Origin of the sequence: Streptomyces sp. NPDC004284, from assembly GCF_042874035.1 — a bacterium.
In the GTDB taxonomy this organism is placed as follows: Bacteria; Actinomycetota; Actinomycetes; order Streptomycetales; family Streptomycetaceae; genus Streptomyces.
Genome location: NZ_JBIAMJ010000002.1, coordinates 699,621 through 725,797, shown reverse-complemented (window position 1 = coordinate 725,797; position 26,177 = coordinate 699,621). Strand labels below are relative to the sequence as shown.

The window sequence follows — 26,177 nt, the reverse complement described above, 5'->3', positions numbered from 1 at the left end:
TTCGACCGGTTCCTGCGCGGCGGCGGTTCCGGCGGGCGCGGTCCGGCGTCGACCCCCGCGAACCTCGTCCTCGACGCGGACTTCACCTCCGCCGACCAGTGGGTCGCGGGCCGCTCGTGGGCCTATCCCGACGGCGGACCGACCAATCGGGGCGACAACAAGCTCGACTACCTGGTGGAGGACCCCTCGTACAGCCGCACGGGGACCTTCCGGGCCACCCGCAGGGACGACGGGCTCTGGGACGCCGGGCTGCTCACGACGGAGGGCAGCGCGGAGGGATTCCTGGTGCGGACGGGCGACGTCCTGGAGACCCGGGTGCGGCTGCCCGTGGAGACGGGCGCCTGGCCGGCGATCTGGACCTGGCTCGACGGCGGCCAGGAGATCGACGTCTTCGAGTACCACCCCGACAACCCGGACCTCCTGGAGCTGTCGAACCGGGTGCGGGGCCGGTACCTCTACTTCCGGGACCCGGCGATCCGGCCGGGGGCGTGGGTGGACCTCCGGGTCGAGTTCGGGGCGCGCTCCGTGGTGTGGTGGGTGAACGGAGCGCGTGTCTTCGACGACCGCCGCGGAGTGGGGCGCTCCTGGCGGGCGCACCTCATCGTGAACCTCTCCGTCTGCGCGGGCCGGTACCACCCTGCGCCCGGCCCGGACGTCTCGGAGATGTCGTACGAGGTGGCGGAGCTGCGCGTGTACCGGAACCGATAGCCCCCCTCAGCCCTCCGCGAGCAGCGTGCGCAGGCCGGCGGCGAGGCGCTCGTACTCCTCGGGCCGGTTGTAGACCTGCCCGGAGATCCGGATGCCGCCGCCGTCCGGCCAGGGCCAGATCAGCACCCGGCAGCCGAGCCGGGCGGCGATCTCCTCGCGCAGCGCGGCGGCCTCCTGCTGGGTGCGGGCGAGGCCCCGGGGCAGGCGCAGCGAGCGCATCGCGAGGCCCTCGGTGTACGGCAGCGGGGTCAGGCCGGGGAGTCCGGCCAGCAGCTCGGCCCCGTGGCGTACGAGTGCGCCGTTGTGGGCGCGGACGCCGTCGGCACCGAGCCGGGCGATCAGGTCGAGGCCCTCGGGGGCGGCGAGCCAGCCCGTGTAGTCGGCGGTGGCCCGGTACTCGACCGCGCGCGGGAAGCCCCGGTCGTCCTCCCACGAGGGCACGGGCGCGGACACCCGGGCCCGGTGGGCGGGGGCCACCGCGAGGACGGCGCTGCCCGGCGGGGCGTACGCCCATTTGTGCAGGTTGCCGAACCAGAAGTCGGGGCGTCCGGCCAGCGGTTCGGCGAGCATGCCGGGTGCGTGGGCGCCGTCGACGACGGTGGTGACCCCGCGCTCGCGGAGCTCGGCGAGCAGCCGGGGCCCCGCCACGAGCCGGGCGGTGGGCGAGCTGATGTGGTCGAGGAGAGCCACCTTGGTCCGGGGGGTGAGCCCGGCGATCACCGCCTCGCGCACCGCGTCCTCGTCCGGGAGGGCGGGGTCGAGGGCGACGGTGACCGTCCGGGCGCGGCGGGCCGCCGCCGCGACGACCGTGCCGTAGCCGTGGTCGGTGACCAGGATCTCGTCGTCGGCGTCCAACCGGAGCGCATCGAGGGCGAGTTGCGCGGCCTCGGTGGCGTTGGTGACGAAGGCGACGCCCTCCGGGTCGGCGCCCAGGTGGGCGGCGACGCGTCCGCGGGCCTCGGCGACGCGGTCCGGGACGCCCAGGAAGAAGGCGTCGGGGTCGGTCGCCGCCTCGGCCACGAGGTCCCGGTGGACCCGGGCGACCGGGGTCGGCACGGCGCCGAAGGAGCCGTGGTTGAGGTGGGCCACGTCAGGGGTGAGGCGGAACAGCCTGGTCCCGCCCGGGAATTCGGCAGGCGTGCTCATCGGACCTCCACCGTGACGGTCCTGCCGGGGGCGACGTGGGTGCGGACGACCGTGTACGTCACTCCGTCGACGACCTCGGTACGGGCCGGGCGGCGGACTCCGTCGACGGTGACGGCGGTGTGGGCGCCGGGGAAGCGCGCCTCCCAGGTGTAGGCGGTGGTGCCGGTGGTGTGGGTGAGGGTCGAGCGGCGGTCCTCGTCGTGGCGGAGGGTGAAGGCGGAGTCCCCGATGCGCAGGTCCTCGACGCTCAGCCAGTCCATGCCGGAGGGCAGTCGCGGCTGGGTGGTGAGGGTGTGGGCGGGGGCGTTCGGGGTGACGCCCATGAGCCCCTGGACGGTCTGGGCGACGAGGGTGAAGGAGACCTCGGGGTAGTCGCCGTTGGTGCCCTGGCGGGAGTTGACGTGCTGGACGTCCTTCTGCGCGTAGATGTGGCGCATCCACTTCCAGGCGGTGTCGGGGCGGTTGCCGGCGAAGAAGGTGTCCGGGAGGTAGGTCAGGGCCTCGATGTTGTCGGGGCGTCCGTCGCCCTCGGCCTGGGCGTCGACGTAGTCGAGGTACGCCTCGCGGCGGGCGCCCGGGGCGATGATGCCCTTCATCGGCATGAACCAGCTGTTCTCCTTGCCCCAGCCGGTCAGGGCGCGTCCGTCGGTGGTGTAGCCGCGGACCATGTCGGCGCCCGAACCGGTTCCGCTCCAGGTGGAGTTGAAGTACGCCTTGAGGTCGCGGGCGCGGCGCCCGAAGAGGTCGGCCGTCGCGCGGTCGCCCTTGGCGCGGGCGAGGGCGGCCATCGCGCGGTAGGCCTGGTACTGGGAGCCGATGGCGTCGCCCGCCTCGGTGAGGGGTTCGTCGCTCTGCTCGTTGTAGCTGGCGGTGCCCTGGAAGATGCCCCGGCCGGTGCCCTCGGCGACCTTCACGGGGCCGTTGTCCTTCTGCCCGTCGTGGAGGGCGACGAACTCCTCGGTGGTGTGCCGGTAGAACTCCCAGAGGGCGGGGTCGTCGAGGTAGGCGGGGTCCCCGCTCCAGCGGTACGCCTCCTCGGCCTTCTGGACGAGTTCGAAGGGGGCGGGCACCTCGCGGACGAAGAGGCTCGGGCTCCGGTAGTCGATGGAGAGGGGCGTGCGGTTGTCGAAGTTGAGTGCCCAGACCGGGTAGTAGGCGTGCCCGGCGGTGGCGGAGGCGGCGAAGGCGCGCAGCATCTCCCGGTTCTCGGCGTGCAGGCCGAGGACTCCGGCGCCGGCGAGCTGGTGGGCCGCGTCGCGGGAGTAGTAGCCGCTCCGGTTGGCGTAACCGGCCCAGTAGGAGGGCGCGTAGACCCCGGTGCCCGTGCCGCCGGTCTGGCGTTCGTCGGCGTTCAGGGGGCCCTGGGTGCCGGGCAGGTGGACCCAGCTGCCGGCCTTGCTCTTCGCCCAGTCGAACATGGCGGCGATCTCGGGGTCGCTGGAGGAGACGCGGGGGTCGGCGGGGGTCGCCGGGGAGACCATGACGTCGTCGACGTTGATCCAGCCCTGGCCCGACTCGAAGGCGATCTCCAGGCGGTCGCCGGGGGCGAGCGTGACCCCGCCGAGGGTGTGGCGGCGGTAGTTCGCGGCGGCGGGCAGGGTGCGGGCGGCGACGTCGGCGCCGTTGACCCTGAGGACGTACCGGCCTCCGGGTCCGCCGGTGGCGATCCAGGCGGAGACGAGATAGCTGCCGTGGCCGGTGGCCGTCACGGTCTGGGAGACCGTCATGCCGCTGCCGGCGTCGAGGTAGGCGAGCCGGCTCCCGGCGTGCGGGTTGTTGACCGCGACTCCGGTGCCGCGGGTGAACTCCCATCCCGCACCGCCCTGTTCGAAACCGGGATCGGTCACGGCGAGCAGCGCGGGGGCCGGCGCGGACGGCCGCGCGGGGTCGGCGTGGGCCGTGGCGAGCGGAGCGAGGAACGCGAGGGCGGCGGCGAGCAGCAGCGTCGTACGGGAACGCGTCATGGGTTCTCCCGGATCGGGGGCGAGCGGTTCGGGGTGGGACCGCTTCGGGTGATCGGTCGGCGCGCGGCACGCTAACAACCCCACCTGACGGCTTGCAAGAGATCTGGCAATCATCAACAGCCTGTCGAACTGAAAGTTTTCTACGATGGATTGCAACTTCGATCGATCCGCTTGTAACGTCCCGCCCCATGACAGACAGAGACCCCGGAAGACGACAGGTCCTCCGCATGGGCGCCGGCGCCCTGACGCTCGCCCTCACCGGCTGCTCCGGCAGCGGCAGCGACACGGGCGGCGGCGCCGCCGGAGACGCGCGCAAGGGCCGGATCACGGTCTGGTCCTGGCAGGGCCCGGCCGCCGAGCTCAAGGCCCTGATACCGGAGTTCAACAAGACCTATCCGGACATCCAGGTGACCGTCGAGGACATCGGCAACCCGGCGATCTGGGACAAGATCACGGCCGGTCTCGCCGCCGGCGGCCAGGGCCTCGCCGACGTCCTGCACATCGGCGTCGACTACCTGCCGGGATACGTCGAGCGCTTCCCCGGCGCCTTCGCCGACCTCGCCCCGCTGGGCGCCACCGCGTACAAGGACGCCTTCGCGCCCGGCCTCTGGGGGACCGTCTCCCCCGACGGCAAGAGGGTCGACGCCCTTCCCTGGGAGGCGAACTCGGCCGGCTTCTACTACCGGGCCGACCTCTTCGAGCGCGCCGGCGTCGACGTCGAGGCCCTGCGGACCTGGGACGAGACCATCGAGGCCGGCAAGCGCCTCAAGGCGAAGACCGGCGTCCACCTCCTCGGCATCGACAAGCCGGCCTCGCAGCCCGACGCCGCCAACTTCTTCCAGATGCTGCTCCAGCTCCAGGGCGCCTTCTACTTCGACCTGGAGGGCCGCATCACCCTGGACTCCCCCGAGGCCGTCCGGGCCATGACGCTCATCAAGACGATGAACGACGCCGGGCTCGTCAGCGATCTCGCCGGCGGATGGAACGCCCTGATGAGCTCGCTCAAGCGGGGCACCGCGGCCGTCCTGCCCTGGCCCACCTGGTTCGGCGGGATCATCGAGGAGCAGGTGCCGGACGAGGCCGGCAAGTGGAAGGTCCGGCTGCCCCCGGCCGTCCGCCGCGGCGGTCCCACCGCGGCCACGGTGAACTCCACCCATCTCGCCGTCGCCGGCAGCAGCAGGCACCAGGCCGCCGCCTGGTCCTTCGTCGAGTTCGCGCTGACCCGCCCCGCCTCCCAGGTGCGGATCTACCGCGGCAAGGGCATCGCGCCCGCCCTCCTCAAGGCGTACGAGGACCCCGTCTTCCACCAGCCGTCGGCCTTCTTCAGCGGGCAGCGCAAGGGCGAGGTCTTCCTCGACGCCCTCAAGGCCCCCAGCCCCGCCGTGAACTACACCTCGGACTACGCCCGGGCCCTGAAGCTCGTCACCGACGCCCAGTCCAAGGTGCTCCTCAAGGGCGCCGACCCGGCGAAGGCGCTGACCGACGCGGCCCGTGAGCTGGCCCGCCAGACCGGCCGGAAAGCCGCCCGATGACCCAGGCCGTCAGCACGCGGCCCGCCGCCCCGGCCGCCGGACCCGCCCCGGCCGCCGGGCTCCGACGGCGGCGCGGCCGGGTCGCCCCGTACCTCTTCGTCCTGCCCGCGGTGCTGCTCTTCGCCGTGTTCAAGCTCTACCCCATCGGCCGCTCGTTCCTGCTCAGCCTGCACCGCACGACCGGCGGCACCGAGACCTTCGTGGGCGCCGACAACTACGTCCGGCTGGCCGACGACCCGCTGTTCTGGACCGCGCTGCGGAACACGGGGGTGATCCTGGCCGTCCAGGTCCCGGTGATGCTGGCGCTCGCCACGGCGCTCGCGGTCGCGCTCGACTCGAAGCTGCTGCGCGGCCGTCCGGTCTTCCGGCTCGGGTTCTTCCTGCCGATGGTCACGGGCCTCGTCGCGTACGGCATCGTCTTCTCCGTCCTCCTCAACAAGGACTACGGGCTCGTCAACTGGCTCCTCGGGCTGCTCGGCGCGGACCCGGTGCCCTGGCTGACCGACCCGCTGTGGGCGCGGATCTCCCTGGGCCTGGCGCTGACCTGGCACTACACCGGCTACAACGCCGTCATCCTGCTGGCCCGGCTGCAGACCGTCCCGCGCGAGCTGTACGACGCGGCCGCCGTGGACGGCGCCGGGGCCTGGGGCGCGTTCCGCCACGTCACCCTGCCCGGACTGCGGCCCGCGCTGCTGCTCACCACCGTCCTGTCGACCATCGGCACGCTCCAGCTCTTCGACGAGCCGTACGTCCTCACCGGCGGCGGACCGGACAACGCGACCCTGACCATCGGCGTGTACCTCTACCAGAACGCCTTCAAGTACTTCGACTTCGGCTACGCCTCGGCCATCGCGTACGCCCTCACCGTCCTCGTCGGACTGCTCGGTCTGATCCAGTTCCGCCTCCTCGGGGAGAAGACGTGACCACCCGAAACCCGGGCCGGAGCATCCTGCTCACCTCCGGGCTCGCCCTCGCCCTGGCCGCCGTCGCGGTCCCCTTCTACTGGCTGGCCGTCGGCGCCACCCACAGCTCGCGGGAGCTCTTCGACAGCCCGCCTCCCCTGCTGCCCGGCGGGCACCTCGCCGAGAACCTCGCCACCCTCCAGGACACGGCGGACTTCGGCCGGGTCGTCCTCAACTCCCTGGGCATCGCCCTCGTCTACACGCTCCTCGCCGGCACCGTGTGCACCCTCGCCGGATACGGCTTCGCCACCTACCGCTTCCGCGGCCGCGAGGCCCTGTTCGGCCTGCTCATGCTCGGCCTGGTCGTACCGGCGCAGATCACCCTCGTACCGCTCTTCACGATGATGGCCGAGCTCCGGTGGCTCGACACCTACCAGGCGGTGATCGCCCCCAACCTGGCGCTGCCCTTCGGCATCTTCCTGATGCGCCAGTCGATGGCCGCGCTCCCGGCGGAACTCCTCGACTCGGGCCGGATGGACGGCTGCGGAGAGCTCCGGCTGCTCTGGCGGGTCGCCCTGCCCCCGATGCGCCCGGCGCTCGCGGCGCTCGCCCTGTTCCTCTTCCTGTACCAGTGGAACGACTTCGTCTGGCCGCTGATCGTGCTGCGCGACGACAGCACGTTCACCCTCCCCGTGGCGCTCGCCTCCCTCCAGGGCCTGGACGAGACCGACTACGGCGCCATCCTCGCCGGCACCGCCGTCGCCGCCGTCCCGATGGCGGTGGTCTTCCTCGCCCTCCAGCGCCACTTCGTCTCCGGCCTCCTCGCGGGCGCCGTGAAGGAATGAACGAGATCATGCACATGGACCACTCGCACCCGACCGTCCCCGTGACCACCGCGCACGCCGCCCCGGCCCCCGCCGAGCCGCTGCTCGACGACGTGTCGATCGCCGTCCTCGCCCCCGACCACCCCGGGGTGACGCCCCGGTGGGACCTGGCCCCGCCCGCGGACGGGCTGCGCCTGCTCACCGTCCGCGCCGAGGGCGTCCCCGTCGAGATCCGCCTCACGGTGCCGCTCGGCGACGCGACCGGATACTGGCACCCGCAGGGCGGCTGGCGGCGCACCCTGGTCGCCGACTGGGCGGGCCGCACCCGGGCCGGCCTGGTCGAAGGACCCGCCGCCGGCTGTCTGTACGAGCACTCCGGCGCCACCCTCCTCACCTTCGCCGCCGCCGACCCGGTCCCCGAGGCCGACGTCCGCTTCGGGGTCTCGGAGGAGAACGACACCCACGTCGTCCACCTGAGCCTCCCCGCCTCGGCGGAGCCGCACCGGCTGCTGCTCGTGCCGCGCGCGCCGTCGGTCGCGGCCGCGCTGCGGCCGCTGCGCGCCTGGTTCGCCGCCGCCCACCCGCCGATGCCCGTACCGGACGCGGCCAGGCTCCCGGTGTACTCCACCTGGTACGCCTTCAACCAGGACGTCACCGCCGCGGCCGTCGAGGCGCAGGCCGGGCCGGCCGTCGACCTGGGCTGCGGCGTGCTGATCCTGGACGACGGCTGGCAGCGCCACGGCAACGGCCGGGGCTACGCCGGCTGCGGCGACTGGCAGCCGGACCCCGCCAAGTTCCCCGACCTGGCCGGGCACGTGGCACGGGTGCGCGCCCGGGGGCTGCGCTATCTGCTCTGGGTCGCGCCCCTCCTCCTCGGCCCGGAGGCCGACTGCCACGACCGCTGGGCCGCTTCGGCGCCCGCCCCGGCCACCGTGCCGGGCGCCCGGGTGCTCGACCCGCGCCTCCCCGAGGTCCGCCGGCACGTGATCGAGCTGTGCGTCTCCCTCGTCGACGCGTACGGACTCGACGGGCTCAAGCTGGACTTCCTCGACGAGGCCGCGGTGTACGCCGGGGACGGCGCGGGGGACGTGGGCCGGGCGATGGCCGGGCTCCTCGCCGAGCTGCGCCGGGCCCTGGAAGCCGTACGGCCCGGGCTGCTGCTGGAACTGCGCCAGCCGTACACGGGTCCCGGCATGGCGCCGTTCGGGAACATGCTGCGGTCCGTGGACTGCCCCGCGGACGCGACGGCCAACCGGATCCAGACCCTCGACACCTCGCTGCTCGCCGTGGGCGGCGCCGTCCACGCCGACATGCTGATGTGGTCCCGGACGGCGCCGGTCGAGGCGGTGGCCCGGCAGCTGATCGGGGCGCTGCACGCGGTGCCGCAGATCTCCGTGCGCCTGGACGAGGTGCCGCCCGCGCACCTGGCGGCCGTACGGTTCTGGCTCGGGCGCTGGCTGCTGCACCGGGAGCTGCTGCTCGACGGGACCGTGGAGCCGGGGCGGCCGGACGAGCTGTACCCGCTGGTGGTCGCGGCCCGGGGCGACGAGTGCCTGATGAGCGTGCACGGCGACCGGGTCGTGGGGCTCGACTTCACCGCGTACCGCCGGATCCACCTCGTCAACGGCTCCGACCGGGACCGGCTGGTGGTGGACGTGACCGGGGGCGGCGGCCGGGTGACCGCCCGGGTCCACGGGCCGGACGGCCGTATGATGGCTGATCCGCCCGCGCACCTGCCGGAAGGACCCCGCCCGCTGGCCGTCCCGCGCGGCGGCCTGGTGTCGCTCGTACTCACGGAAGGACCGCGATGAAGGTCGGCATCACCGACGTCGCAGCCCACGCACAGGTCAGCGAGGCCACCGTCAGCCGGGTGATCAACCGGCGGCAGGGGGTGTCGCGGAAGACCCGCGAGGCGGTCGAGCGGGCGATGGCCGAGCTCGGCTACGAGCGCCAGACGCAGGGCCAGCTGGTGGCGGTCGTCACCGAGTTCGTGTCGAACCCCTTCTTCGCGGACGTCGCCGAGCGCATCGAGTCGGCGCTCGCCCCGCACGGCCTGAAGACGGTGCTGTGTCCCGTCTTCGCCGGCGGGGTGCAGGAGCTGGACTATCTGACCTCCCTGGTCGACAAGGGCATCGCGGCCGTCGTCTTCCTCTCCTCCTCCAACACGGTGGAGGGCGCGGACACCGACGGCTACGAGCTGCTGCGCCAGCGGCGCGTGCCGTACGTCGGGATCAACGGCGAGTTCGCCGACGGCGTGCCCGTCCCGGTCTTCTCCACCGACGACGCCCTCGCGGCCGAGCTGGCCGTGGACCACCTCCACCGGCTGGGGCACCGGCGCATCGGCATGGCCTCGGGCCCCTCGGGGAACCGGCCGGCCGACCGGCGGGTCCGGGGCTTCGTCGAGGCGATGGCCCGGCGCGGCATCGACGACGCGGAGGGCTGGGTGGTCCGCCAGTCGTACAGCGTGGAGGGCGGGCAGGCGGCGGCCACGGCCCTGGTCGGGCTCGGCGCCACCGCGATCGTCGCGGCCAGCGACTTCATGGCGCTCGGCGCCGTCCGGGGCATCCGCCGCCAGGGCCTGTCCGTGCCGGACGACGTCTCGGTGGTGGGCTACGACGGCTCGTCCGTCACCGAGTTCACCGACCCGGCGCTCACGACGGTCCGTCAGCCCGCCGACCGGCTGGCCCTGGAGGTGGGCCGCAGCGTCCTCGCCCTGGTCGGCAACCGCGAGGTCCCCACCGGCGAGCTCCTCTTCGACCCGGAACTGGTCATCCGCGCCTCGACGGGCCCGGCCGCTCGGTAGCGGGGGCGGGTGTTGCGTAGGCTCGAACGGAGCGTTCCGTGAAGGGCCGCGCGATGCCGTACGCCTAGGCGAGGAGGACCCTGTGAGTACCGCCGGAGAAGGACCGCAGCAGCTGGACGAGGCCAGTGTCGTCAACGCGAAGCGGACGCTCCTCCAGCTGCTCGCGCGGGCGGGGGTCTGGTCCGGCGACGCCGAGGAGCTGATCGGCTTCGTCGAGGCGGGCGCGCTGGCCCTCGCGTACGAGGAGGTCGGCGCGGCCGGGCGGAGCGCGCCCGAGGGGAAGGGCGAGGCGTACGCCTCCGGCTGGCTCGACGGGGTCCGCACCGTCACCGAGGAGCTGGGGGCCGTCTCCGAGCGGGCGCTGCGGCACGCCGTCGCCGCGGATCCGTCGGCCGCCTCGCCGGACGACCGTCCTCCCGTGGGGCGGACGGAGCTGGAGCGGACCAATGTGGCGGTCACCCCGCTCTACCTCTCCTTCACCGAGGTCTCCGATCTCGACCCGGAGGTCACCGAGCAGGTGCTGCGGGCGCTCCTCGGCACGATGAGCTCGCGTCAGCGGGCGGGGTACGCGGGGCGGCTGACGGAGTTCACCTCGACGCACCGGGCGCGGCTCGAGCGGCTGTACGCCGAGTACGGGCCCGGCAGCGCGATCGCGATCCACGGCCGGTACTCCCTCATCCACTCCCCCACGAGCGTGGCCGTCCTGGAGCGGCTCGCCACCGCGTCGGCGGACCTGCACGAGGAGTGGGACGCCGCCGAGCTGCCGCCGGCGTGGCTGGACGGGCTGACGACGGCGTGGGAGGCGTCGGCCTGACGGCGCTTCACGGAGGGGCGACGGCACTTCACGGAGGGCGGGCCGAGGGGCGCGGCCCGGCGTACCGGACCGGGCGAGAATAGGTTAGGCTCACCTAACAAGCGCCTCGCGAGGGCCGCTGCCTCGGCATTCCCGTGCCTGGAGGAGCGCCGGGCGGGGCGTCAGCACACCTCTGCCCGGAGACAAGGATCCGCCATGCCTGCAGTGTTCACCCCCTTCCGCCGCCGCGTTCTCGTGGCGGGTGCCGCCGCGGTCTCGCTCGGCCTCATGGTGACCGGGTGCGGCTCGGACGACACGAAGGACGCCCCGAAGGACTCGGCGGCCAAGGCTCCGGCGGGGGCGTTCCCCGTCACCATCAAGAGCGCGCTCGGCGAAGCCGTCATCAAGGAGAAGCCGAAGCGGGTCGTCACCCTCGGCCAGGGCTCCGCCGAGACCGCCATCGCCCTGGGCGACGTCCCCGTCGGCATCGAGAGCTACCCCTGGGGCAGCGACAAGACCGGCTACCTGCCCTGGATCCACGACGCGGTGAAGAAGGCCGGCGCCACGCTGCCCCAGCAGTTCGACGGCGGTGAGGAGCTCGACATCGAGGCCATCACCGAGCTGGAGCCCGACGTCATCCTCGCCCCCTGGTCGGGCATCACGCAGAAGCAGTACGACCTGCTCAAGGACATCGCGCCGACCGTCGCCTACCCCGACAAGGCGTGGAGCACCGACTGGGACCAGCAGATCGACATCGTCGCCAAGGCGCTGGGGCAGCCGGAGAAGGCCAAGGAGCTCACCGCCGAGATCGACAAGCAGCTCGCCGACGCCGCCGCCTCGCGCCCGAACTACAAGAACGTCACGTTCTCGTACATCTACAACACCGGCCCCGGCACCCTCGGCGTCTTCAAGCCCGAGGAGCAGCGCGTCGCGATGGTCTCCAAGCTGGGCCTCAAGGTCGACCCGGTCGTCAACACCTTCAAGGAGACCGAGGGCACCGACTCCGCCCTCATCGGCCTGGAGAACGCCAACAAGCTCTCCAAGAGCGACATCGCCTTCACCTTCTACACGGACGACAAGTCCCGCAAGGAGATCGAGGCGCAGCCGCTGTACGCGGCCATCCCCGCGGTCGAGAAGGGCGCGCTCGTGTACAGCGACGACCAGCCCTTCGTCACCGCCTCGTCGATGATCAACCCGCTGACGGTGCCGTACAGCATCGAGCGGTACCTCCCGATGATCGACAAGGCCGTCGCCAAGGCCGGGAAGTAGCAGCGGGTCCCGAGCGTGACCACTCTCTCCCGGACCGGGCGGGGCCCCGCCGTCGTACGGCGGGGCCCCGCCCGGCACTTCGCAGCCGCCGCCCTGTGCCTGGTCCTGCTCGCCCTGGCGGTCCTGGCCAGCGTGATGTTCGGCAGCAAGCCGACGTCCGCGGCCGACGTCCTCCGGGTCGTCACCGGTGACGGCGAGGGCTATGTCCGCACCGTCGTCGAGAGCCGCTATCCGCGCACCGCGCTCGGCCTGCTCGCCGGCCTCTGCCTGGGCGTCGCGGGCACGCTGATGCAGGGCATCACCCGCAATCCGCTCGCCGAGCCGGGACTCCTCGGCATCAACGCGGGCGCGTCCGCCGCGATCGTCGCCGCGACCGCGTTCCTCGGCGCCTCCGGGCAGCAGGAGACCGTCTGGTGGGCCCTCGCCGGCGCCCTGGCGACCGGTGTGGTCGTCCACCTCGTCGGCACGGCGGGCGGCAGCGGGCCGGTCCGCCTGGTGCTCGCCGGCGCGGTGCTCTCCGCCGTCCTCGCCGCGTTCATCCAGGCCGTCGCGCTGTCCCGGCCGCAGGTCTTCGACACGTACCGCTACTGGGTGGTGGGTTCGCTCGGCGGGCGCGGCTTCGACGCGTTCTGGGCGGTCCTGCCGTTCGCCGCCGTCGGCCTCGTCCTCGCGGTGCTGCTCGCGCCCGGGCTCAACGCCATGGCGATGGGCGACGACAAGGCCGCGTCCCTCGGCATCAGCCCCGCGCGCGTCAAGGGCGCCGGACTCCTCGCGGCGACGCTGCTCAGCGCCGCCGCGACGGCCGCCGTCGGCCCGATCGCCTTCGTCGGGCTCGCCGTCCCGCACCTCGTCCGGGTGCTCGTGGGCGCCGACTTCCGCCTGCAGATCCTGTTCACCTCGCTCGCGGGGCCCACGCTGCTGCTGTTCGCCGACGTCATCGGCCGCGTGCTGCTCCGCCCGCAGGAGCTGATGGTCGGTGTCGTCACCGCCTTCGTGGGCGCGCCCGCGCTGCTCTTCGCCGTCCGTCGTATGAGGGGAGCGGCATGAGGACCGCCGAGCTGAACGAGAACCCGGCCGGGGCGGCTTCGCGGCCGCTCCGGCCCGCGGGCCGGAGCCTGCTGCGGATCGGCCCGTGGGTCGCGATCCCCGTCCGCCGTCCCACCGTGATCGCCGCCGTGGTGACGCTGCTGCTGCTCCTCGGGGCGGCCGTGGCGACCCTGTCGATGGGCAGGCTCGGCATCGACCCGGCCGACCTTCCGTCGGCGCTCATGGGCGAGGCCACCGGCAAGAACGCCTTCGTGCTGAACCGGCTGCGCGGCCCGCGGCTCGTCGTCGCGATCGGCACCGGCGCGGCCTTCGGCCTGTCCGGGGCCCTCTTCCAGTCGGTCACCCGCAATCCGCTGGGCAGTCCCGACGTCATCGGGCTCGGCGCGGGTTCCGGGGCGGGTGCGGCGGCCGCCGCGCTGTTCTTCCCGGACGTCGTGCCGGTGCCCGTGGGCGCGCTGCTCGGTGCCGTGACCGCGATGGCGGTCGTGTACTTCTCCACGGGGACGGGATTCCGCAACCCGGGGCGCCTGGTCGTGGCCGGCATCGGTGTGGCCGCGATGTCGACGGCGCTGACCCAGTACGTGGTCTACGCCGTCGAGCGGGACAAGGCCAGCGCGCTGACCGCCTACATCAACGGAAGCCTCGCCGCCCGCTCCTGGGACGACGCGACGACGATCTGGCTGGTGCTGCTCGTCTGCCTGCCGCTCGCGGCGCTCCTCGCACGGCCCCTGGGCATCGGCGAGATGGGCGACGACCTCTCCACCGGCCTCGGCGCCCGCCCGGCCCGTACGGCGACGGCGGCGGTCACGCTGTCGATCCTCCTGTCCGCCGGCGCCGTCGCCGTCGCCGGGCCGATCGCCTTCGTCTCCCTGACGGCGCCGCAGATCGCCAAGCGGGTCACCCGGAGCGGCGGCCCGCACCTGGTCATGTCGACCCTGCTCGGCGCGCTGCTCCTGGTCCTCGCCGACCTCACCGCCCAGCAGCTGCCGCTCTTCGACAACCTGCCGGTCGGCCTGTACACGATGGCCGTCGGAGGCGCGTACCTCGGCTATCTGCTGCTGCGGGAGTGGAAGCGCCCGGCCTGATCCGACGCGACGGGCCGACGGACCGCATCCGGAGGTCGACCGGTGCGGGGCCGAGGTGACGGCGGGCCGGGTGGTGCGGAGATCCGCCGGTGCCGAGGTGCCGCCGTCACACCACGGTGTGCGGCGGCCGGACCGGAGGGAGTCACCCGGACTGTCGGAATCCGGCATGTCAGGAACCGGACACCACCGAGCGGGTGACACGCACAGATCGGCGATGCCAGGCTCTCGGTCGGCCGCACGGAGCAAGGCGTTCCCCACGGGAATCTCGTATTGCCGCGGCCGTGTCCTCCTCACCGCACCGCCAGCTCTCCTCGGGCAGCACCCCCTGCCCGGGCTGTTACCGACCTCGACCCAGGTCGCCACAGAAGGAGTTCCGTGTGAGATCGACCCCTCGCAAGGCTGCCGCCGCCAGCGCGCTCATGGCGAGCGCCGCGCTGATCGCCGTTGCGTTCCCCACCTCCGCCACCGCCGGCACCCGGGCCGACGCACCCGAGGCACAGGTCCGGGCCGGCGCGCTGCAGGTCCGGCTCAGCCCGAGTGAGCGCGCCATGCTGCTCGCCGACGCGCAGGCCACCGCTGCCACCACCGCCGAGACCCTGGGCCTGGGCGGCCAGGAGCGGTTATGGGTGAAGTCCGTCCTGAAGGACGCCGACGGCACGGTGCACACCCGCTACGAGCGGACCTTCGCCGGGCTGCCGGTCCTGGGCGGCGACCTGATCGTCCACACCGCCGCGAACGGCTCCGCCAAGGGCGTCACCAAGGCCACCGACGCGACCATCACCGTCGCCTCCACCACCGCCGCCGAAAGCGCCGGCTCCGCGAAGGCCTTCGCGCTGGACCGCGCCGAGGCCGAGGGCGTCGCGGAGGCCGAGGCCGACACCGCCCGCAAGGTCGTCTGGGCCGCGTCCGGCACCCCGGCCCTGGCCTGGGAGACGGTGGTCGGCGGCACCCAGGCCGACGGCACCCCCTCCGAGCTGCACGTCGTCACCGACGCCACGACCGGCGCGAAGCTGTTCGAGTTCCAGGGCATCGAGACCGGCGTCGGCAACAGCAAGTACTCCGGTCAGGTCACCATCGGCACCACACCGGCCGACGGCGGCCACTCGATGACCGACGGCGCCCGCGGCGGCCACAAGACCTACGACCTCAACGGCGGCAACGGCACCGGCACCGGCACGCTGTTCACCGACCCGGACGACACCTGGGGCGACGGCACCACCGGCGACCGGCAGACCGCCGCCGTGGACGCCGCCTACGGCGCCCAGCTCACCTGGGACTACTACAAGGCCGTCCACGGCCGCAACGGCATCAAGGACGACGGCGTCGGCGCCTACACGCGCGTCCACTACGGGACCAACTACGTCAACGCGTTCTGGTCCGACACCTGCTTCTGCATGACCTACGGCGACGGCGCCGGCAACGCCAAGCCGCTCACCTCCATCGACATCGGCGCCCACGAGATGACCCACGGCGTCACCGCCAACACCGCGGGCCTGATCTACCGCGGCGAGTCCGGCGGTCTCAACGAGGCCACCTCCGACATCATGTCCGCCGCGGTGGAGTTCTGGGCCGACAACGCTTCCGACGCCGGCGACTACCTCGCCGGCGACAAGATCGACATCCGTGGCAACGGCACCCCGCTGCGCTACATGGACAAGCCCTCCAAGGACGGAAGGTCCGCCGACGCCTGGTACTCCGGCATCGACTCCCTCGACGTCCACTACTCCTCCGGTCCGGCCAACCACTGGTTCTACCTGGCCTCCGAGGGCAGCGGCGCCAAGACCGTCAACGGCGTGGACTACGACTCCCCGACCTCCGACGGCCTGCCGGTCACCGCGATCGGCCGGGACGCCGCCGCCAAGATCTGGTATCGGGCCCTCACCACCTACATGACCTCGTCCACCGACTACGCCGGTGCCCGCACCGCCACCCTCCAGGCCGCCGCCGACCTGTACGGGACGGGCAGCGACACCTACGTCAACGCCGCCAACGCCTGGGCCGCCGTCAACGTCGGCCCGCGCATCGTCGACGGCATCATGCTGACCAACCCCGGCCCCCGGACCAGCGCGGTCGACACCGCCACCGACTTCCAGATCCAGGCCACCGGCTTCAACCCCGGCGCCCTCACCTACTTCGCCACCGGCCTCCCCGAGGGCCTGACCATCAACCACCACACCGGCCTCATCACCGGCACCGCCACCACGGTGGGCACCAGCGACGTCACCGTCACCGTCAGGGGCTCCGTGCACGGCCTCAGCACGGCGACCTTCACCTGGTACGTCGCCCGGGGCATCTTCGAGAACACCACCGACGTGGCGATCCCGGACGGGGGCGCGGGCGTCCCGGGCACCCCGGTCTTCTCGGACGTCGACGTCACCGGGCTCTCGGGCCGGGCGCCGAGCGACCTCAGGGTGGACGTGGACATCAAGCACGCCTACCGCGGTGACCTGGTCGTCGACCTGGTCGCCCCCGACGGCACGGTGTACCCGCTGAGGAAGTGGAACTGGCGCGACTCGGGCGCCAACCTGCGCGCCACCTACACCGTGGACGCCTCCAGCCAGGTCGCCGACGGCACCTGGAGGCTCCGGGTCCAGGACATGGAACGCCGCGACACGGGCTACATCGACAGCTGGAGGCTCGTCTTCTGACCTCGGTGACGGCGCACTGACGCGGCGGGGCCCCTCCCGCCCGGGTCCGGCCGGCCATGACCGGCCGGACCCGAACGCCGTTCCGGGCTCCGGACCGCAAGAGCTCGGGACCGCCGGGGTCATCGCCCTCGGGATCGCCACCCGCCGCGGCGGGAACCGCCGGATCGTGCGAAGCCGCTGTCGCCCTCGTCATCCCTGCTGCGGGCGTGACACGCGACGGCAGAACTAGCGCGGTACGAGCTCCTCTCCCGCGCGCAGGTTCCAGCGCCCGGCGCGGCCGCTCAGGTGGACGGCGGTCAAGGGGCGGACGTCCAGGCGCCAGGCCGTCGCGTCCGGTGCCGCGAGGGCGTGGACCGTCGCGGCGCGGATCACGTCCGGTTCGACGACCGCGGTGATCCGCCCGGCGCCGTCCTGGAGGCCGTCGAGCCAGGCGCCGACCCGGACGCGCAGGTCGCGCAGGGACTCCCCGCCGTGCGGGGCCGCCGTCGGATCGGACAGCCAGGCGGAGAGCGCGGCCTCCTCGACGGCGGCGACGGCCTCCAGGGTCCGGCCGCGCCACCGGCCCATCGCGCAGCCGACCAGCTCGTCCAGCGGCTCGGCGCGCAGGCCGAGGGCCTCCGCCGTGCCGCGGCAGCGCCGGGACGGCGAGGTGTACGCGCGGGGGGACGGGCCGACGGCGGACGCGACGGCCTCGGCGCGGGCGAGGCCCGCCGGGTCGAGCGGACCGTCGTCGTCGAAGCGGACCTCACGCAGCGCCTCGCTCGTCGCGGGCGAGATCAGCGTCAACCGGACTGTCATCGGGGTCCTTTGCGGCGGATGGGGCGGTGGGGGCCGGCGGGATCGGAGTGGTGCGCGGGGACTCTACCGGGGGGTGTACGGAAAGTGATCCCGGCCTCACGCCCTTGGCTGCGGTCCCCGCACGCGGTACCGTCAGGCGACATTTGAACAGCGTGACGACGGCGAGACGGAAGTCCGGTGGGAATCCGGCACGGTCGCGCCACTGTATGCCGCGGCGTCCCCCGAGGGTGACGTCACGGCGAGTCAGACCCGTGGACCGTCGTCCTGCACCACCGTCTGGGACGCGAGTTCCCACAGGAGGTTTCATCATGGCCGAGGCCGTCGTCTCCGCTGCTGTTTCCGCCCCTTCCGTCGCCGTTCCGGCTCCGCTGCCCGTGCGCGCCGTACTGCCCTGGGCCTTCTTCGTCGGGCTCCTCGCTCTGATCGCGCTGTACTTCGTGGGCGCCGAGCAGGGCGCCACCTCCGTGTTCTCCGGCACCGACGTGCACGAGTGGGTGCACGACGGCCGTCACCTGCTCGGCTTCCCCTGCCACTGAGGGGCGCCCCGCACATGCACGCCTCAACTGTCAGATCCCTCCTGGTCCGCGGCATGCTCGCGGGCCTGATCGCCGGGCTGTTCGCCTTCGCCGTGGCCTACGCGGTGGGTGAGCCGCCCGTGAACGGGGCGATCGCCGTGGAGGAGACGCACGCCGCCGGGGAGGCCCCGGCGTCCCACGGGGCACACGCCGGGCACGGCGGCGGCACGGCCGCCGCGGAGCCCGCCGAGGAAGAGGAGGGGATCAGCCGCACCGCGCAGTCGACCTTCGGCCTCGCCACCGGCGTCCTCGTCTACGGCGTGGCGCTCGGCGGCATCGCCTCCCTCGCGTTCTCCTTCGCCCTGGGTCGCGTCGGCCGCTTCAGCCCGCGGGCGACGGCCGCCCTCACCGCCGCCGCCGCGTTCACCACCGTCTACCTGGTGCCGTTCCTCAAGTACCCGGCGACCCCACCGGCCGTCGGCAATCCGGACACCATCGGGAAGCGCACCACCCTGTTCTTCCTGATGATCCTGCTCAGCGTGCTCCTCGGGATCGCCGCCGTGATCGCCGGGCGCCGGCTCGCGCCGCGCCTGGGGAACTGGAACGCGACCCTGGCGGCCGGCGCCGGGTTCGTCGTCGTGACGGCGGTCGCCTTCGCCGTCCTGCCGGACAACACCGACGCCGTCGCCGCGGACTTCCCGGCCGCGCTCCTCTGGGACTTCAGGCTCGCCTCGCTCGCCATCCAGGCCGTGATGTGGGCCGTGTTCGGGATCGTCTTCGGCGTCCTCGCACAGAAGGCGCTGGCCCCCCGGACGGCCGACGCCGACGTCCAGGCGGCGGCTCCCGCCGCCGGCTGAACCGCACGCGCTCCGACGACGCCGCCCCGTCCGCCACCAGGTGGGCGGGGCGGCGTCGTCAGGTCTCAGAGCCTGTCCCAGGCCTCCTCGAACATCTCGTGGAGGGGTGCCGTCGGCAGCACCCGTACGAACGGGGAGCGGATGAGGTCGTCCCACATCGGCCGCACCAGGTGGGTCGTCAGCTTCACGGTCTCCAGCGGCAGGTGCGGGGCCTTGAGTTCGGTCCAGTCGCCGGGCAGGAACAGGGTCCGGCCGGCCCGTGCGCGCTTGGCCTCCAGGACCGTGCCGGTGGCGAGGAGTTCCGCCCGGACCTCCGTGTGCCGCTTGGTCGACCAGCCGTTCCACCGCCGTACGTTCCGGTCGGTGGGCGCGGCGAGGGCCGCCAGCTGGAGGTACAGGGCCGCCGCGTCCGCGCCCGTGCCGAGCTCCGCCGCCACGCGGGTGACGAGCTCCGGGCAGGAGCGGCGCGGATCCGCCTCGTACGCGCCGTCCGGTACGGCTCCGGACCGGGCGCGGACCGCCATCCGGGCGAGCCCGCCGCCGGCGAGGAACGGTGCCGCGCGGTCCAGTTCCTCGGCGAGGTCGGTGAGTTCGCGGAGCTGCCGCCACGTCCCGGGGTCGGTGACCGCCGCGGGGCGCAGGAAGGCCTTTCCGCCGGAGGCGCACACGACGAGCGGTCCCGAGTCGTACGCGCTGATCGGGGCGGACCGGTTCTCCGGGTGCCAGGCCACCGGCAGCCGTCGGGGTCCGAACCGCTCGGCGATCCGCTCCGACGTGTCCTTGACGCGGCCGCCCGCGAGGTCGAGCAGCAGTTCCGGGCGGTCCAGCTCGGCGCGCAGCCGTTCGTACAGGGCCTGCGCGCCGGCCACCGCCGGATCGCCGACGGGCCGGTCGGTCCACGCCCACACGAGGGCGCTCGCGATGTCCGTCAGGGCGAGCCCCACCGGGGTGCGGTAGGACAGTTCGGGTCCGGCCGGCGGCACGGCCCTGACCTCCACTCCCGTGCCGTGCCTGGTCCCGGCCAGCTCCCAGCCGACCGCCGGGACGGTCGCGTCCTCGGCGGCGTCGTAGCCCCCGGCGAGACGGCGGGCCCACACCTCGCCGAGGCCGAGGTCGGCCTCCAGGCCGTCGGCCGTCCCGTCGTGCACGGCGGGCCGCGCCCCGAGGAGCTCCCGCCACACTCCGGCCATGCGCTCCACGGCCGCTTCGACGCCGCCCGGCCGCCACAGCTCGGCCGGGTCGTCGGGCAGGGCGGCGGCGAGGACGGCCCGGCGGCCGGCGCCGCCGAGCCCGGTGCGGAGCTCCTCGTACGTCTCCGCCGCCAGCGGGGTCGCCTTGTAGGGGGCCTTGCGGATCAGGGCCCGGTGCTCCTCCCGGTCGGCCCGGCCGACGAGACCGGCGACGACGAGCCGGGCCACGGACCGTCGCACACCCGTCAGTTCGGCGAAACGCGCGGCCGCCGACTCCGGCACCGGGACCGGCCCGTGGGCGTCGACCGCCGCCACGAGGGCGCGCAGCCGCTCGGCGTCGTCCCGCTCCACGCGCACGTGTCGTGCCTCCCTGGCCACGCCCGGGACCGGATCGGCGTGCGGGTTCCCGGCGACGGGCGCGACGAACCAGCACTCCGCGCCGCCGTCCCGTACGCCGGCGGACGCGATGACCGTGCCGTCCGCGCGCATGACGTCGACGAACCCGGGGCCCGACGTCCGCCCCGCCCACCAGCGGCTGCCCGCGCGGGCGAACGGCTGCTCGGCCCAGGTGTCCAGGAGCGCGAGGAGAGCGGCCCGGTCGGCGTCGGGGGTCGGTGCGACCGCCGCCCGCCAGGCGGCGGCGTCGATCGCGCCGAGGAGCTGCGACCAGTCGTGCGGCGGGGCCGGCGGCGACAGCCGGCGCACCTCCTCGACGAGCGTCCCGGCCAGGCAGGCGCCGTCGGCGGCGAGCGCGGTCAGCGTCGCCGGCAGGGCCACGTCGGGGGTCCGCCGCCACTGGTCGGCCCCGCCGGTGTCGACGAGGCCGAAGAGCGCCGGGACGAGTGCGGTGTCCGGCGCGGACCGGCGGAGCCGCACGGGCGGCGCCTCGGCGAGCAGGGTGACCCGCCGGTGCAGGGCGCGCCGCCGCTCCTCCACCCGGGCGGCCCGCTCCGCCACGGCGACCACGGCCTCGACCAGGACGGGGTCGGTGACGTCCGGCAACTCCCGTGCCACGACCGCCCGGAGCGCCGCCGTGGCGTCGGACGCCGCCGAACGGCCGGAAGCGTCCGCGTGGTCGGGAACGGCCGTCCCTTCGCTCACCGCCGTCCCCCCGGACGCCGCCGTCAGCAGGGCGTCCGCCGTCTCCCCGCTCATCGTCCGCAGTGCCCGGGATCCGGCCGCGTCCCGGGTCCGCAGCAGGTACCAGAAGGCCGGGGGCAGGGCCACGCCGCCGGAGGCGGTGGCGCGGCGGGCCGGCTGCACCCGGGGGTTCCGGGGCGAGTGGTGCCCGTCCAGTTCCCACAGCAGGACGCCGTCGGCGGTGTACGCGCGCACGCCCGTCCGGGTCTCGGCCTCGGCGAGGACCACGTCCTCCGGGGCGCCCTCCGGCGGCGCCCACAGCGCCCAGGGCTTCTGCCCCTGCCGGTCGACGTCGAAGCGGGCGGTGCGCCCGTCGACGCTCTGCACCAAATAATGGTCGGGCGCGGGGTCGCGGTGCGGGGTGCGGAACAGGATCCGGGTCCCGACGAGACCGTCCCTGCTGCCGAGCGGGGAGTCGGGCAGGCCGGCGGGCAGCGGCGCGAGGTGGAGGGCCTCCTGGGCGAGGGCCATGCCCTCCTCGGACGGTTCCGTCGCCGGGTCGGTGCTCGCGGGGCGGCCGGGGAAGTCGGGCACCTCGGCGCCGCCCCGCGGCTCGCCGGTGACCGGGTCCACCGCCTCCCAAGGGCGCCGCCGGTACACGCCGTTGGTCCAGACGCGGGAGCCGTCGCCGAGTTGCAGTTCGTTCCCGTCGATGCCCTCCGTGCCGCCGGGCCGCAGCGCGCGCAGGCCGCCGTGCCGTCCTCCCCCGTCGGCGGTCTCGAACTGGAAGCCGTAGGCCCCGTCCAGCTTCCCGCCGAACGGCACCAGTCCGCTCTGCTCGTCGGGCGTGAACGGCTCCTCGGGCCGGTCCGCCCAGCACGCGGTGTCGCAGAAGTAGGGATCCGGTGTGACCGTCCAGCTCACGAGGAAGGATCCGCCGACGTGGTGGACGGCGTACATCGTCGCGTCCTCCGGCACCGTGAACCGGCAGGAGGCCCGCACCCCGTCCGGGTCGACGGCGACCGCCCGGTCGGCCCCGAAGACGGTGAGCACGGGCCAGGTGCAGGTCACTCCGGCGACGCCGGAGACCCCCGGGACGGGTCCGTCCTCGCCCTCGGCTTCCGCCGCGAACTCCGCGTACACCGACTCGAGCGCCGGCCAGGCCAGTTCCTCGGGAAGTCCGGCCGTGAGCGAGCGGTGCAGGGCGCCCGCCGCGCTCGTCGCGCCGAGGGCGTCGGCGATGCCGCCGAGCGCGGTCACGGTCGGCCGGTCGAGGAGGGTCTCCAGCTCGGCCACGGACTCCTCGGCGCCCGCCATGCCGCCGCCCCCGACGATGTCGACGAGCTTGCCGACCCGTCCGGCCACCTCGTGGGCGATGCCCTCGTTGCCCGGGAGCAGCGTCACCGCGGAGCCGGGCTGCCGCCCGCGCGCCATGGGCCAGCTGGGCAGCAGGTCGGCGTGCACGGTCCCTTCCAGGCGGGGGCCGAAGACGGGGTCGGCGGCGAGCGCGGCGAGGTCGCGGCGGGACTTCTCGCCCCAGAAGCGCATCCGGACGTCCGGGCCCGGGTCGGCGACGGCGACCCCGGCCGCCAGGCAGGCGTCGAGGACGTCCGCGTCGAAGCCCTGGTAGTGGTGGCGGGTGGTGTGCAGGGTCACCGGTGCGGCCTCGGCCCGCAGGCGCGGCCCCAACCGGCCTATCAGGTCGAGGAGTTCCGCCGGGAGCGCTGCCTCGCGACGCCGCCGCCGGACTGGAGGGCGTACTGGTACATGCGGACGAAGGTGCCGAGCCAGTGGTGCAGTCCGCCCTCCGGTACGACCCGTCCGTCCTCCATCGCCCCGGTCGCACCGGAGCCGATCAGCAGCCGCAGCCACGCGCCTCCGTCGGTGACGCCGTCGGGGAAGACCTCCACGAGGCCGGCCGCGATCGCGTCCGTCGGCGGATGGGCCGTCAGGACCGGTTCGGCCGCCGTCAGCAGGGCGTCCGGCACGGCCTTCTTCCGGGTGACCGAGAGGATCGCGCCCACGAGCCGGGCGACCTCCGCGTCGCCGAGCCCGGCCTTCTTGGCGGAGGCCCGTACCCGGCGCACCAGATCGGCGGGCAGGTCGGCGGGCGAGGCGGCCCAGGCGGTGAGGAACGCCTCCAGGGCGGTGTGGGCCGCCGCCGGGTCCGACGTCTCGGCGAGGAACCGCTGGTGGGCGCCGAACTCCTTGGCGGGCATGGCCCCGCCCTGGGCGAACAGCAGCCCGTTGGCCCGGCGGTAGGCGGGGTCCACGGGCAGTCCGTGCTGGGCCTCGGCGGCGCGCGCCGCCGCGTAGGCCCGCCCGCCCGGCCTGCTTCCGTAACCGATCAGCCGGTGGCCCACGGTGTCCCAGAACCAGGGCAGATGCGCCGGCGGCAGCTGCCGCGCCCGCCGGGCCATGGCGTCGACGAACGCGCCGGGCTTGGTCCAGGACCGGTTGAGCTCGGCCCCCATGTCCTGGACCAGCGCACGCGCGCTCTCGACCGCCCCCGGGTCGTGGGCGGCGACCCAGTCGGCGTACGTGGTCGACACGTGCGTACCGGCGGTGGGCAACAGGGCATCCGGCGAGACGATCATGCCGTGGATCGTCGCACGCCCCACTGACACCGCCGCCCGCCCGGAACCCGGAGCCCCCCGTTCGTCCCTCCGAAGGGAGGGTGCCGGGTCAGCGGGGAGAACGCGCCTGCGCCCGAGTCGGTCGAAGGCGAGGAGCACGGGGTGGCGATCACGCTCGCGGAAGAGATCACGCTGCTGTCGCTGGACGACGAGTCCGGGGCGCCGAGGGAACGGCCGTCCGCAGCGTGGGCCGTCGCCGGGAGCATCCTCCTCGATCTCGCCCTGGCCGGGCGCGTGGCCGTCGAGGCGGGGCGCCTGAGGGTGGCGGACCGGACGCCGACCGAGGTGCCGCTCCTCGACGAGCGGCTGCGGCAGATCGCCGAGTGGACGGCCCGGAAGAGCAGTGCTCCCGAGGTCACCGAGTGGCTGACCAGGGACCGGGGCAAGGCGCTGGAGGCCGCCATCGAGAGCCTGTGCGCGCGGGGCCTCGTCCGCGAGGAGCGGCACAGGGTCCTGGGCGTCCTGCCCGTCACCCTCCACCCGGAGGCGGACGGCGCCGCCGAGCGCGAACTCGGGGACAGGCTGCGGGCGGTGGTCCTCGACGGCGCCGAGCCCGACGCCCGTACCACGGGTCTCATCGCCCTGATCCACGGGGCGAAGCTCCACCGCCTCGCCTTCCCGGGCGTCCCCCTCAAGGAGATCGCCCCGCGCCTGGACGGCATCGCCACGGACAGTGGGCGGCGGAGGACGTCCGCCGCGCCATCCGCGACGTGCAGGCCGCCATGATCGCCGTCATGGCGGCCACGATCGTGACCATCACGAGCTGACCGTCACGAGCCGGTCCTCGCGTCCGTCCCCTCCGGCCGCGTCCCGGCCGGAGGGGGAGGACGGCGGAGGGGACGCGGCGTCAGGAGGCGTTCGGGCCGACGTCCGTGGAGGTGAGAGGGCGGCGGACCGGGGCCAGGGTCGTGTACTCGTCGGAGCCGATGTCGCGGGCGGTGCCGCGGGCGTGGCCGTCGATGTCCTCGGGGACCGAGACGCTGCTCAGCGTCGCCGCGCCGATCGCGGGGCTGCCCGCCGTGAGCCGGAAGACGCCGTCGGAGGACTGCGCCAGGCGGGGGTCGACGCGGGTGTAGCCGGCGTTGGGGAGGGTGCCGTCGGCGGCCGCGCCCCAGAGGATGTTGCCCTGCCAGAGGAAGCCGGTGGTCGCGCCCATCGCGACGAGGCTGCCGCTGTCCCCGACGATGAGGTTGTCGGCGACGACCACGTCGCTCGGCTCGTAGGTGCGGGTCTCGCCCGAGAGGGAACTCTTGTTGGCGCGCAGCGTGTTGTGGACGATCACCGCGCGGTCGCAGGCGTCGTTGCCGCGCCGCTCCTCGGTGGTCTCGCCGTCGTGGTGGTCGCGCGTGGTGCCGCTGCCGATGACGAGGGCGCGGCCGGTGAGGCCGGCGAGGTGGTTGTTCACGACCAGGTGGTCGTTGCCGTACAGGCGGATGCCCTCCTTGCCGCCGAGCAGCCAGTTGCCCTCGACGGTGGAGTGGTTGCCGTGGCGCAGCACGATGCCGCCCTGGCTGTCGCGGAGCGTGTTGTACCGGATCGTGTTGCCGGAGGACTTCACCGAGATGGCCTCGGGGTCTCCGTTGCAGCGCTCGAAGAGGTTGTACTCCACGATCGCGTCGGCCGTGGACAGCGCCCGGCTGCTGACGCCGAGCCGGATCGACTCGCCGCCGTTGGAGCCCGTGTACGCGTGGCCGGAGAAGTGGTTCTTGAAGACCTGGAGGCGCTGGGCGATGGCGGTGGTGCCGGGGCCGTCGACGACGAGGAAGATGCCCTGGGTGGTGCGGTCGTGGAAGTGGTTCCGGTCGATCTTGGCGTCGTTGCCCTCCACGAGGACCCAGTCGAGGCCGTCCACGTCGGCGAACCGGATGTCGTTGCGGGTCAGACGGATGCCGGTGCTGTCGGCCGGGATCGTGAGGGTGCCGCTCTGCCGCAGCGCGAAGCCGCTGATGGTGATGGAGCTCGCGCCGTCGAGGAGGAAGCTGCGCGGGCCGTTCAGGACGGCGCCGCCGCGGCTCTGGGAGACGATCGTGATGCCGCTGCGCCCCGAGAGGTCGATCGCGCCGCCGGAGGGGACGGTGTACGTGCCGTCGGCGACGACGATCCGGTCGCCGGGCACCGCGCGGTCGATCGCGCTCTGCAGCGCGCTCAGGGAGGTGACCGGTGCCGGTTCGGCCGCCGAGGCGCCGGTGGCGAGCAGGGTGTCGAGCGGGACGGCGGCGGCCGCCGCGCCCAGCAGGGAGCCCTTGAGGAAGGTACGTCGTCGCATGATGCCTCCTGGTGGATGGGGAAGTGGTCGTTCCGTGTCCCGCGACCAGGAAGCTCCGGACGCCGAGGCGGCCGGGGCCCGGTGCGGTCCCTCACGGCCCGCGCCGGGTCCCGG

Annotated in this window: 20 protein-coding genes and 1 riboswitch; of the genes, 14 read left to right on the top strand and 6 right to left on the bottom strand. The window is 74.0% G+C overall.

Annotated features, from left to right (window positions below; all coding sequences use genetic code 11):
• The first annotated feature begins 12 nt into the window (after window positions 1-12).
• On the top strand, window positions 13-708 hold the full coding sequence (locus tag ACFYUS_RS08410) for a beta-glucanase (protein WP_388847774.1): 696 nt from the start codon (window positions 13-15) through the stop codon (window positions 706-708).
• 6 nt (window positions 709-714) lie between these two features.
• On the opposite strand, the gene ACFYUS_RS08405 is transcribed toward ACFYUS_RS08410, so the two are convergent.
• Both ACFYUS_RS08405 and ACFYUS_RS08400 read right to left on the bottom strand, forming a co-directional pair.
• Complete coding sequence (locus ACFYUS_RS08405; RefSeq protein WP_388847233.1) at window positions 715-1,854, bottom strand: aminotransferase class V-fold PLP-dependent enzyme; 1,140 nt, start codon at window positions 1,852-1,854, stop codon at window positions 715-717.
• Complete coding sequence (locus ACFYUS_RS08400; RefSeq protein ID WP_388847231.1) at window positions 1,851-3,818, bottom strand: hypothetical protein; 1,968 nt, start codon at window positions 3,816-3,818, stop codon at window positions 1,851-1,853. Before ACFYUS_RS08400 ends, ACFYUS_RS08405 begins: the two co-directional genes overlap by 4 nt.
• Before the next feature lie 188 nt (window positions 3,819-4,006).
• On the opposite strand from ACFYUS_RS08400, the gene ACFYUS_RS08395 reads away from it, so the two are divergent.
• The 10 genes from ACFYUS_RS08395 (at window position 4,007) to ACFYUS_RS08350 (ending at window position 16,721) form a co-directional block, all read left to right on the top strand.
• Window positions 4,007-5,350 carry an ABC transporter substrate-binding protein gene (locus ACFYUS_RS08395; RefSeq protein WP_388847229.1) on the top strand — a complete coding sequence of 448 codons (1,344 nt, stop codon included), beginning with the start codon at window positions 4,007-4,009 and terminating at the stop codon, window positions 5,348-5,350.
• The gene (locus tag ACFYUS_RS08390) at window positions 5,347-6,273 is read left to right on the top strand and encodes a carbohydrate ABC transporter permease (protein ID WP_388847227.1); all 927 of its coding nucleotides are present in this window, start codon (window positions 5,347-5,349) and stop codon (window positions 6,271-6,273) included. The genes ACFYUS_RS08395 and ACFYUS_RS08390 overlap by 4 nt, the downstream gene beginning before the upstream one ends.
• Complete coding sequence (locus tag ACFYUS_RS08385; RefSeq protein ID WP_388847225.1) at window positions 6,270-7,097, top strand: carbohydrate ABC transporter permease; 828 nt, start codon at window positions 6,270-6,272, stop codon at window positions 7,095-7,097. Before ACFYUS_RS08390 ends, ACFYUS_RS08385 begins: the two co-directional genes overlap by 4 nt.
• Window positions 7,094-8,887, top strand: coding sequence for a glycoside hydrolase family 36 protein (locus ACFYUS_RS08380; protein WP_388847223.1), 1,794 nt, complete (start codon window positions 7,094-7,096; stop codon window positions 8,885-8,887). The genes ACFYUS_RS08385 and ACFYUS_RS08380 overlap by 4 nt, the downstream gene beginning before the upstream one ends.
• A complete protein-coding gene (locus tag ACFYUS_RS08375; protein WP_388847221.1) occupies window positions 8,884-9,879 on the top strand; it encodes a LacI family DNA-binding transcriptional regulator in 996 nt (331 codons plus the stop codon). The genes ACFYUS_RS08380 and ACFYUS_RS08375 overlap by 4 nt, the downstream gene beginning before the upstream one ends.
• A gap of 82 nt (window positions 9,880-9,961) precedes the next feature.
• A complete protein-coding gene (locus ACFYUS_RS08370; RefSeq protein WP_388847219.1) occupies window positions 9,962-10,693 on the top strand; it encodes a hypothetical protein in 732 nt (243 codons plus the stop codon).
• 195 nt (window positions 10,694-10,888) lie between these two features.
• On the top strand, window positions 10,889-11,941 hold the full coding sequence (locus ACFYUS_RS08365; RefSeq protein ID WP_388847217.1) for an iron-siderophore ABC transporter substrate-binding protein: 1,053 nt from the start codon (window positions 10,889-10,891) through the stop codon (window positions 11,939-11,941).
• A gap of 15 nt (window positions 11,942-11,956) precedes the next feature.
• Complete coding sequence (locus ACFYUS_RS08360) at window positions 11,957-12,988, top strand: FecCD family ABC transporter permease (RefSeq protein ID WP_388847215.1); 1,032 nt, start codon at window positions 11,957-11,959, stop codon at window positions 12,986-12,988.
• Window positions 12,985-14,073 carry a FecCD family ABC transporter permease gene (locus ACFYUS_RS08355; protein WP_388847213.1) on the top strand — a complete coding sequence of 363 codons (1,089 nt, stop codon included), beginning with the start codon at window positions 12,985-12,987 and terminating at the stop codon, window positions 14,071-14,073. Before ACFYUS_RS08360 ends, ACFYUS_RS08355 begins: the two co-directional genes overlap by 4 nt.
• A gap of 377 nt (window positions 14,074-14,450) precedes the next feature.
• Entirely contained in the window at window positions 14,451-16,721 is a 2,271-nt protein-coding gene (locus ACFYUS_RS08350) for a M4 family metallopeptidase (protein ID WP_388847211.1), read from the top strand.
• 225 nt (window positions 16,722-16,946) lie between these two features.
• On the opposite strand, the gene ACFYUS_RS08345 is transcribed toward ACFYUS_RS08350, so the two are convergent.
• A complete protein-coding gene (locus ACFYUS_RS08345) occupies window positions 16,947-17,519 on the bottom strand; it encodes a histidine phosphatase family protein (RefSeq protein ID WP_388847209.1) in 573 nt (190 codons plus the stop codon).
• Between the two features lie 168 nt (window positions 17,520-17,687).
• Window positions 17,688-17,768, top strand: a riboswitch (cobalamin riboswitch).
• Window positions 17,769-17,827: 59 nt separating this feature from the next.
• Between ACFYUS_RS08345 and ACFYUS_RS08340 the strand changes: the two genes are divergently transcribed.
• Window positions 17,828-18,055 carry a CbtB-domain containing protein gene (locus ACFYUS_RS08340; RefSeq protein WP_388847207.1) on the top strand — a complete coding sequence of 76 codons (228 nt, stop codon included), beginning with the start codon at window positions 17,828-17,830 and terminating at the stop codon, window positions 18,053-18,055.
• A gap of 14 nt (window positions 18,056-18,069) precedes the next feature.
• Entirely contained in the window at window positions 18,070-18,891 is an 822-nt protein-coding gene (locus ACFYUS_RS08335; protein ID WP_388847205.1) for a CbtA family protein, read from the top strand.
• A gap of 65 nt (window positions 18,892-18,956) precedes the next feature.
• Here ACFYUS_RS08335 and ACFYUS_RS08330 read toward each other — a convergent pair whose 3' ends face one another.
• Complete coding sequence (locus tag ACFYUS_RS08330) at window positions 18,957-22,817, bottom strand: hypothetical protein (protein ID WP_388847203.1); 3,861 nt, start codon at window positions 22,815-22,817, stop codon at window positions 18,957-18,959.
• A gap of 41 nt (window positions 22,818-22,858) precedes the next feature.
• Window positions 22,859-23,758, bottom strand: a complete 900-nt coding sequence (locus tag ACFYUS_RS08325) for a hypothetical protein (protein ID WP_388847201.1) — start codon at window positions 23,756-23,758, stop codon at window positions 22,859-22,861.
• 141 nt (window positions 23,759-23,899) lie between these two features.
• Here ACFYUS_RS08325 and ACFYUS_RS08320 point away from each other — a divergent pair, with 141 nt between their 5' ends.
• Complete coding sequence (locus ACFYUS_RS08320) at window positions 23,900-24,523, top strand: GPP34 family phosphoprotein (RefSeq protein WP_388847199.1); 624 nt, start codon at window positions 23,900-23,902, stop codon at window positions 24,521-24,523.
• Window positions 24,524-24,644: 121 nt separating this feature from the next.
• Here ACFYUS_RS08320 and ACFYUS_RS08315 read toward each other — a convergent pair whose 3' ends face one another.
• Window positions 24,645-26,063, bottom strand: coding sequence for a chondroitinase-B domain-containing protein (locus ACFYUS_RS08315; RefSeq protein WP_388847197.1), 1,419 nt, complete (start codon window positions 26,061-26,063; stop codon window positions 24,645-24,647).
• Window positions 26,064-26,177 lie beyond the last annotated feature (114 nt).

Excerpts from the sequence above, each read along its gene's own strand:
- ACFYUS_RS08405 (WP_388847233.1), bottom strand. The coding sequence starts at position 1,854 with ATGAGCACGCCTGCCGAATTCCCGGGCGGGACCAGGCTGTTCCGCCTC.
- ACFYUS_RS08400 (WP_388847231.1), bottom strand. The coding sequence starts at position 3,818 with ATGACGCGTTCCCGTACGACGCTGCTGCTCGCCGCCGCCCTCGCGTTC.
- ACFYUS_RS08395 (WP_388847229.1), top strand. The coding sequence starts at position 4,007 with ATGACAGACAGAGACCCCGGAAGACGACAGGTCCTCCGCATGGGCGCC.
- ACFYUS_RS08390 (WP_388847227.1), top strand. The coding sequence starts at position 5,347 with ATGACCCAGGCCGTCAGCACGCGGCCCGCCGCCCCGGCCGCCGGACCC.
- ACFYUS_RS08380 (WP_388847223.1), top strand. The coding sequence starts at position 7,094 with ATGAACGAGATCATGCACATGGACCACTCGCACCCGACCGTCCCCGTG.
- ACFYUS_RS08375 (WP_388847221.1), top strand. The coding sequence starts at position 8,884 with ATGAAGGTCGGCATCACCGACGTCGCAGCCCACGCACAGGTCAGCGAG.
- ACFYUS_RS08365 (WP_388847217.1), top strand. The coding sequence starts at position 10,889 with ATGCCTGCAGTGTTCACCCCCTTCCGCCGCCGCGTTCTCGTGGCGGGT.
- ACFYUS_RS08355 (WP_388847213.1), top strand. The coding sequence starts at position 12,985 with ATGAGGACCGCCGAGCTGAACGAGAACCCGGCCGGGGCGGCTTCGCGG.
- ACFYUS_RS08345 (WP_388847209.1), bottom strand. The coding sequence starts at position 17,519 with ATGACAGTCCGGTTGACGCTGATCTCGCCCGCGACGAGCGAGGCGCTG.
- ACFYUS_RS08340 (WP_388847207.1), top strand. The coding sequence starts at position 17,828 with ATGGCCGAGGCCGTCGTCTCCGCTGCTGTTTCCGCCCCTTCCGTCGCC.
- ACFYUS_RS08335 (WP_388847205.1), top strand. The coding sequence starts at position 18,070 with ATGCACGCCTCAACTGTCAGATCCCTCCTGGTCCGCGGCATGCTCGCG.
- ACFYUS_RS08325 (WP_388847201.1), bottom strand. The coding sequence starts at position 23,758 with ATGATCGTCTCGCCGGATGCCCTGTTGCCCACCGCCGGTACGCACGTG.
- ACFYUS_RS08315 (WP_388847197.1), bottom strand. The coding sequence starts at position 26,063 with ATGCGACGACGTACCTTCCTCAAGGGCTCCCTGCTGGGCGCGGCGGCC.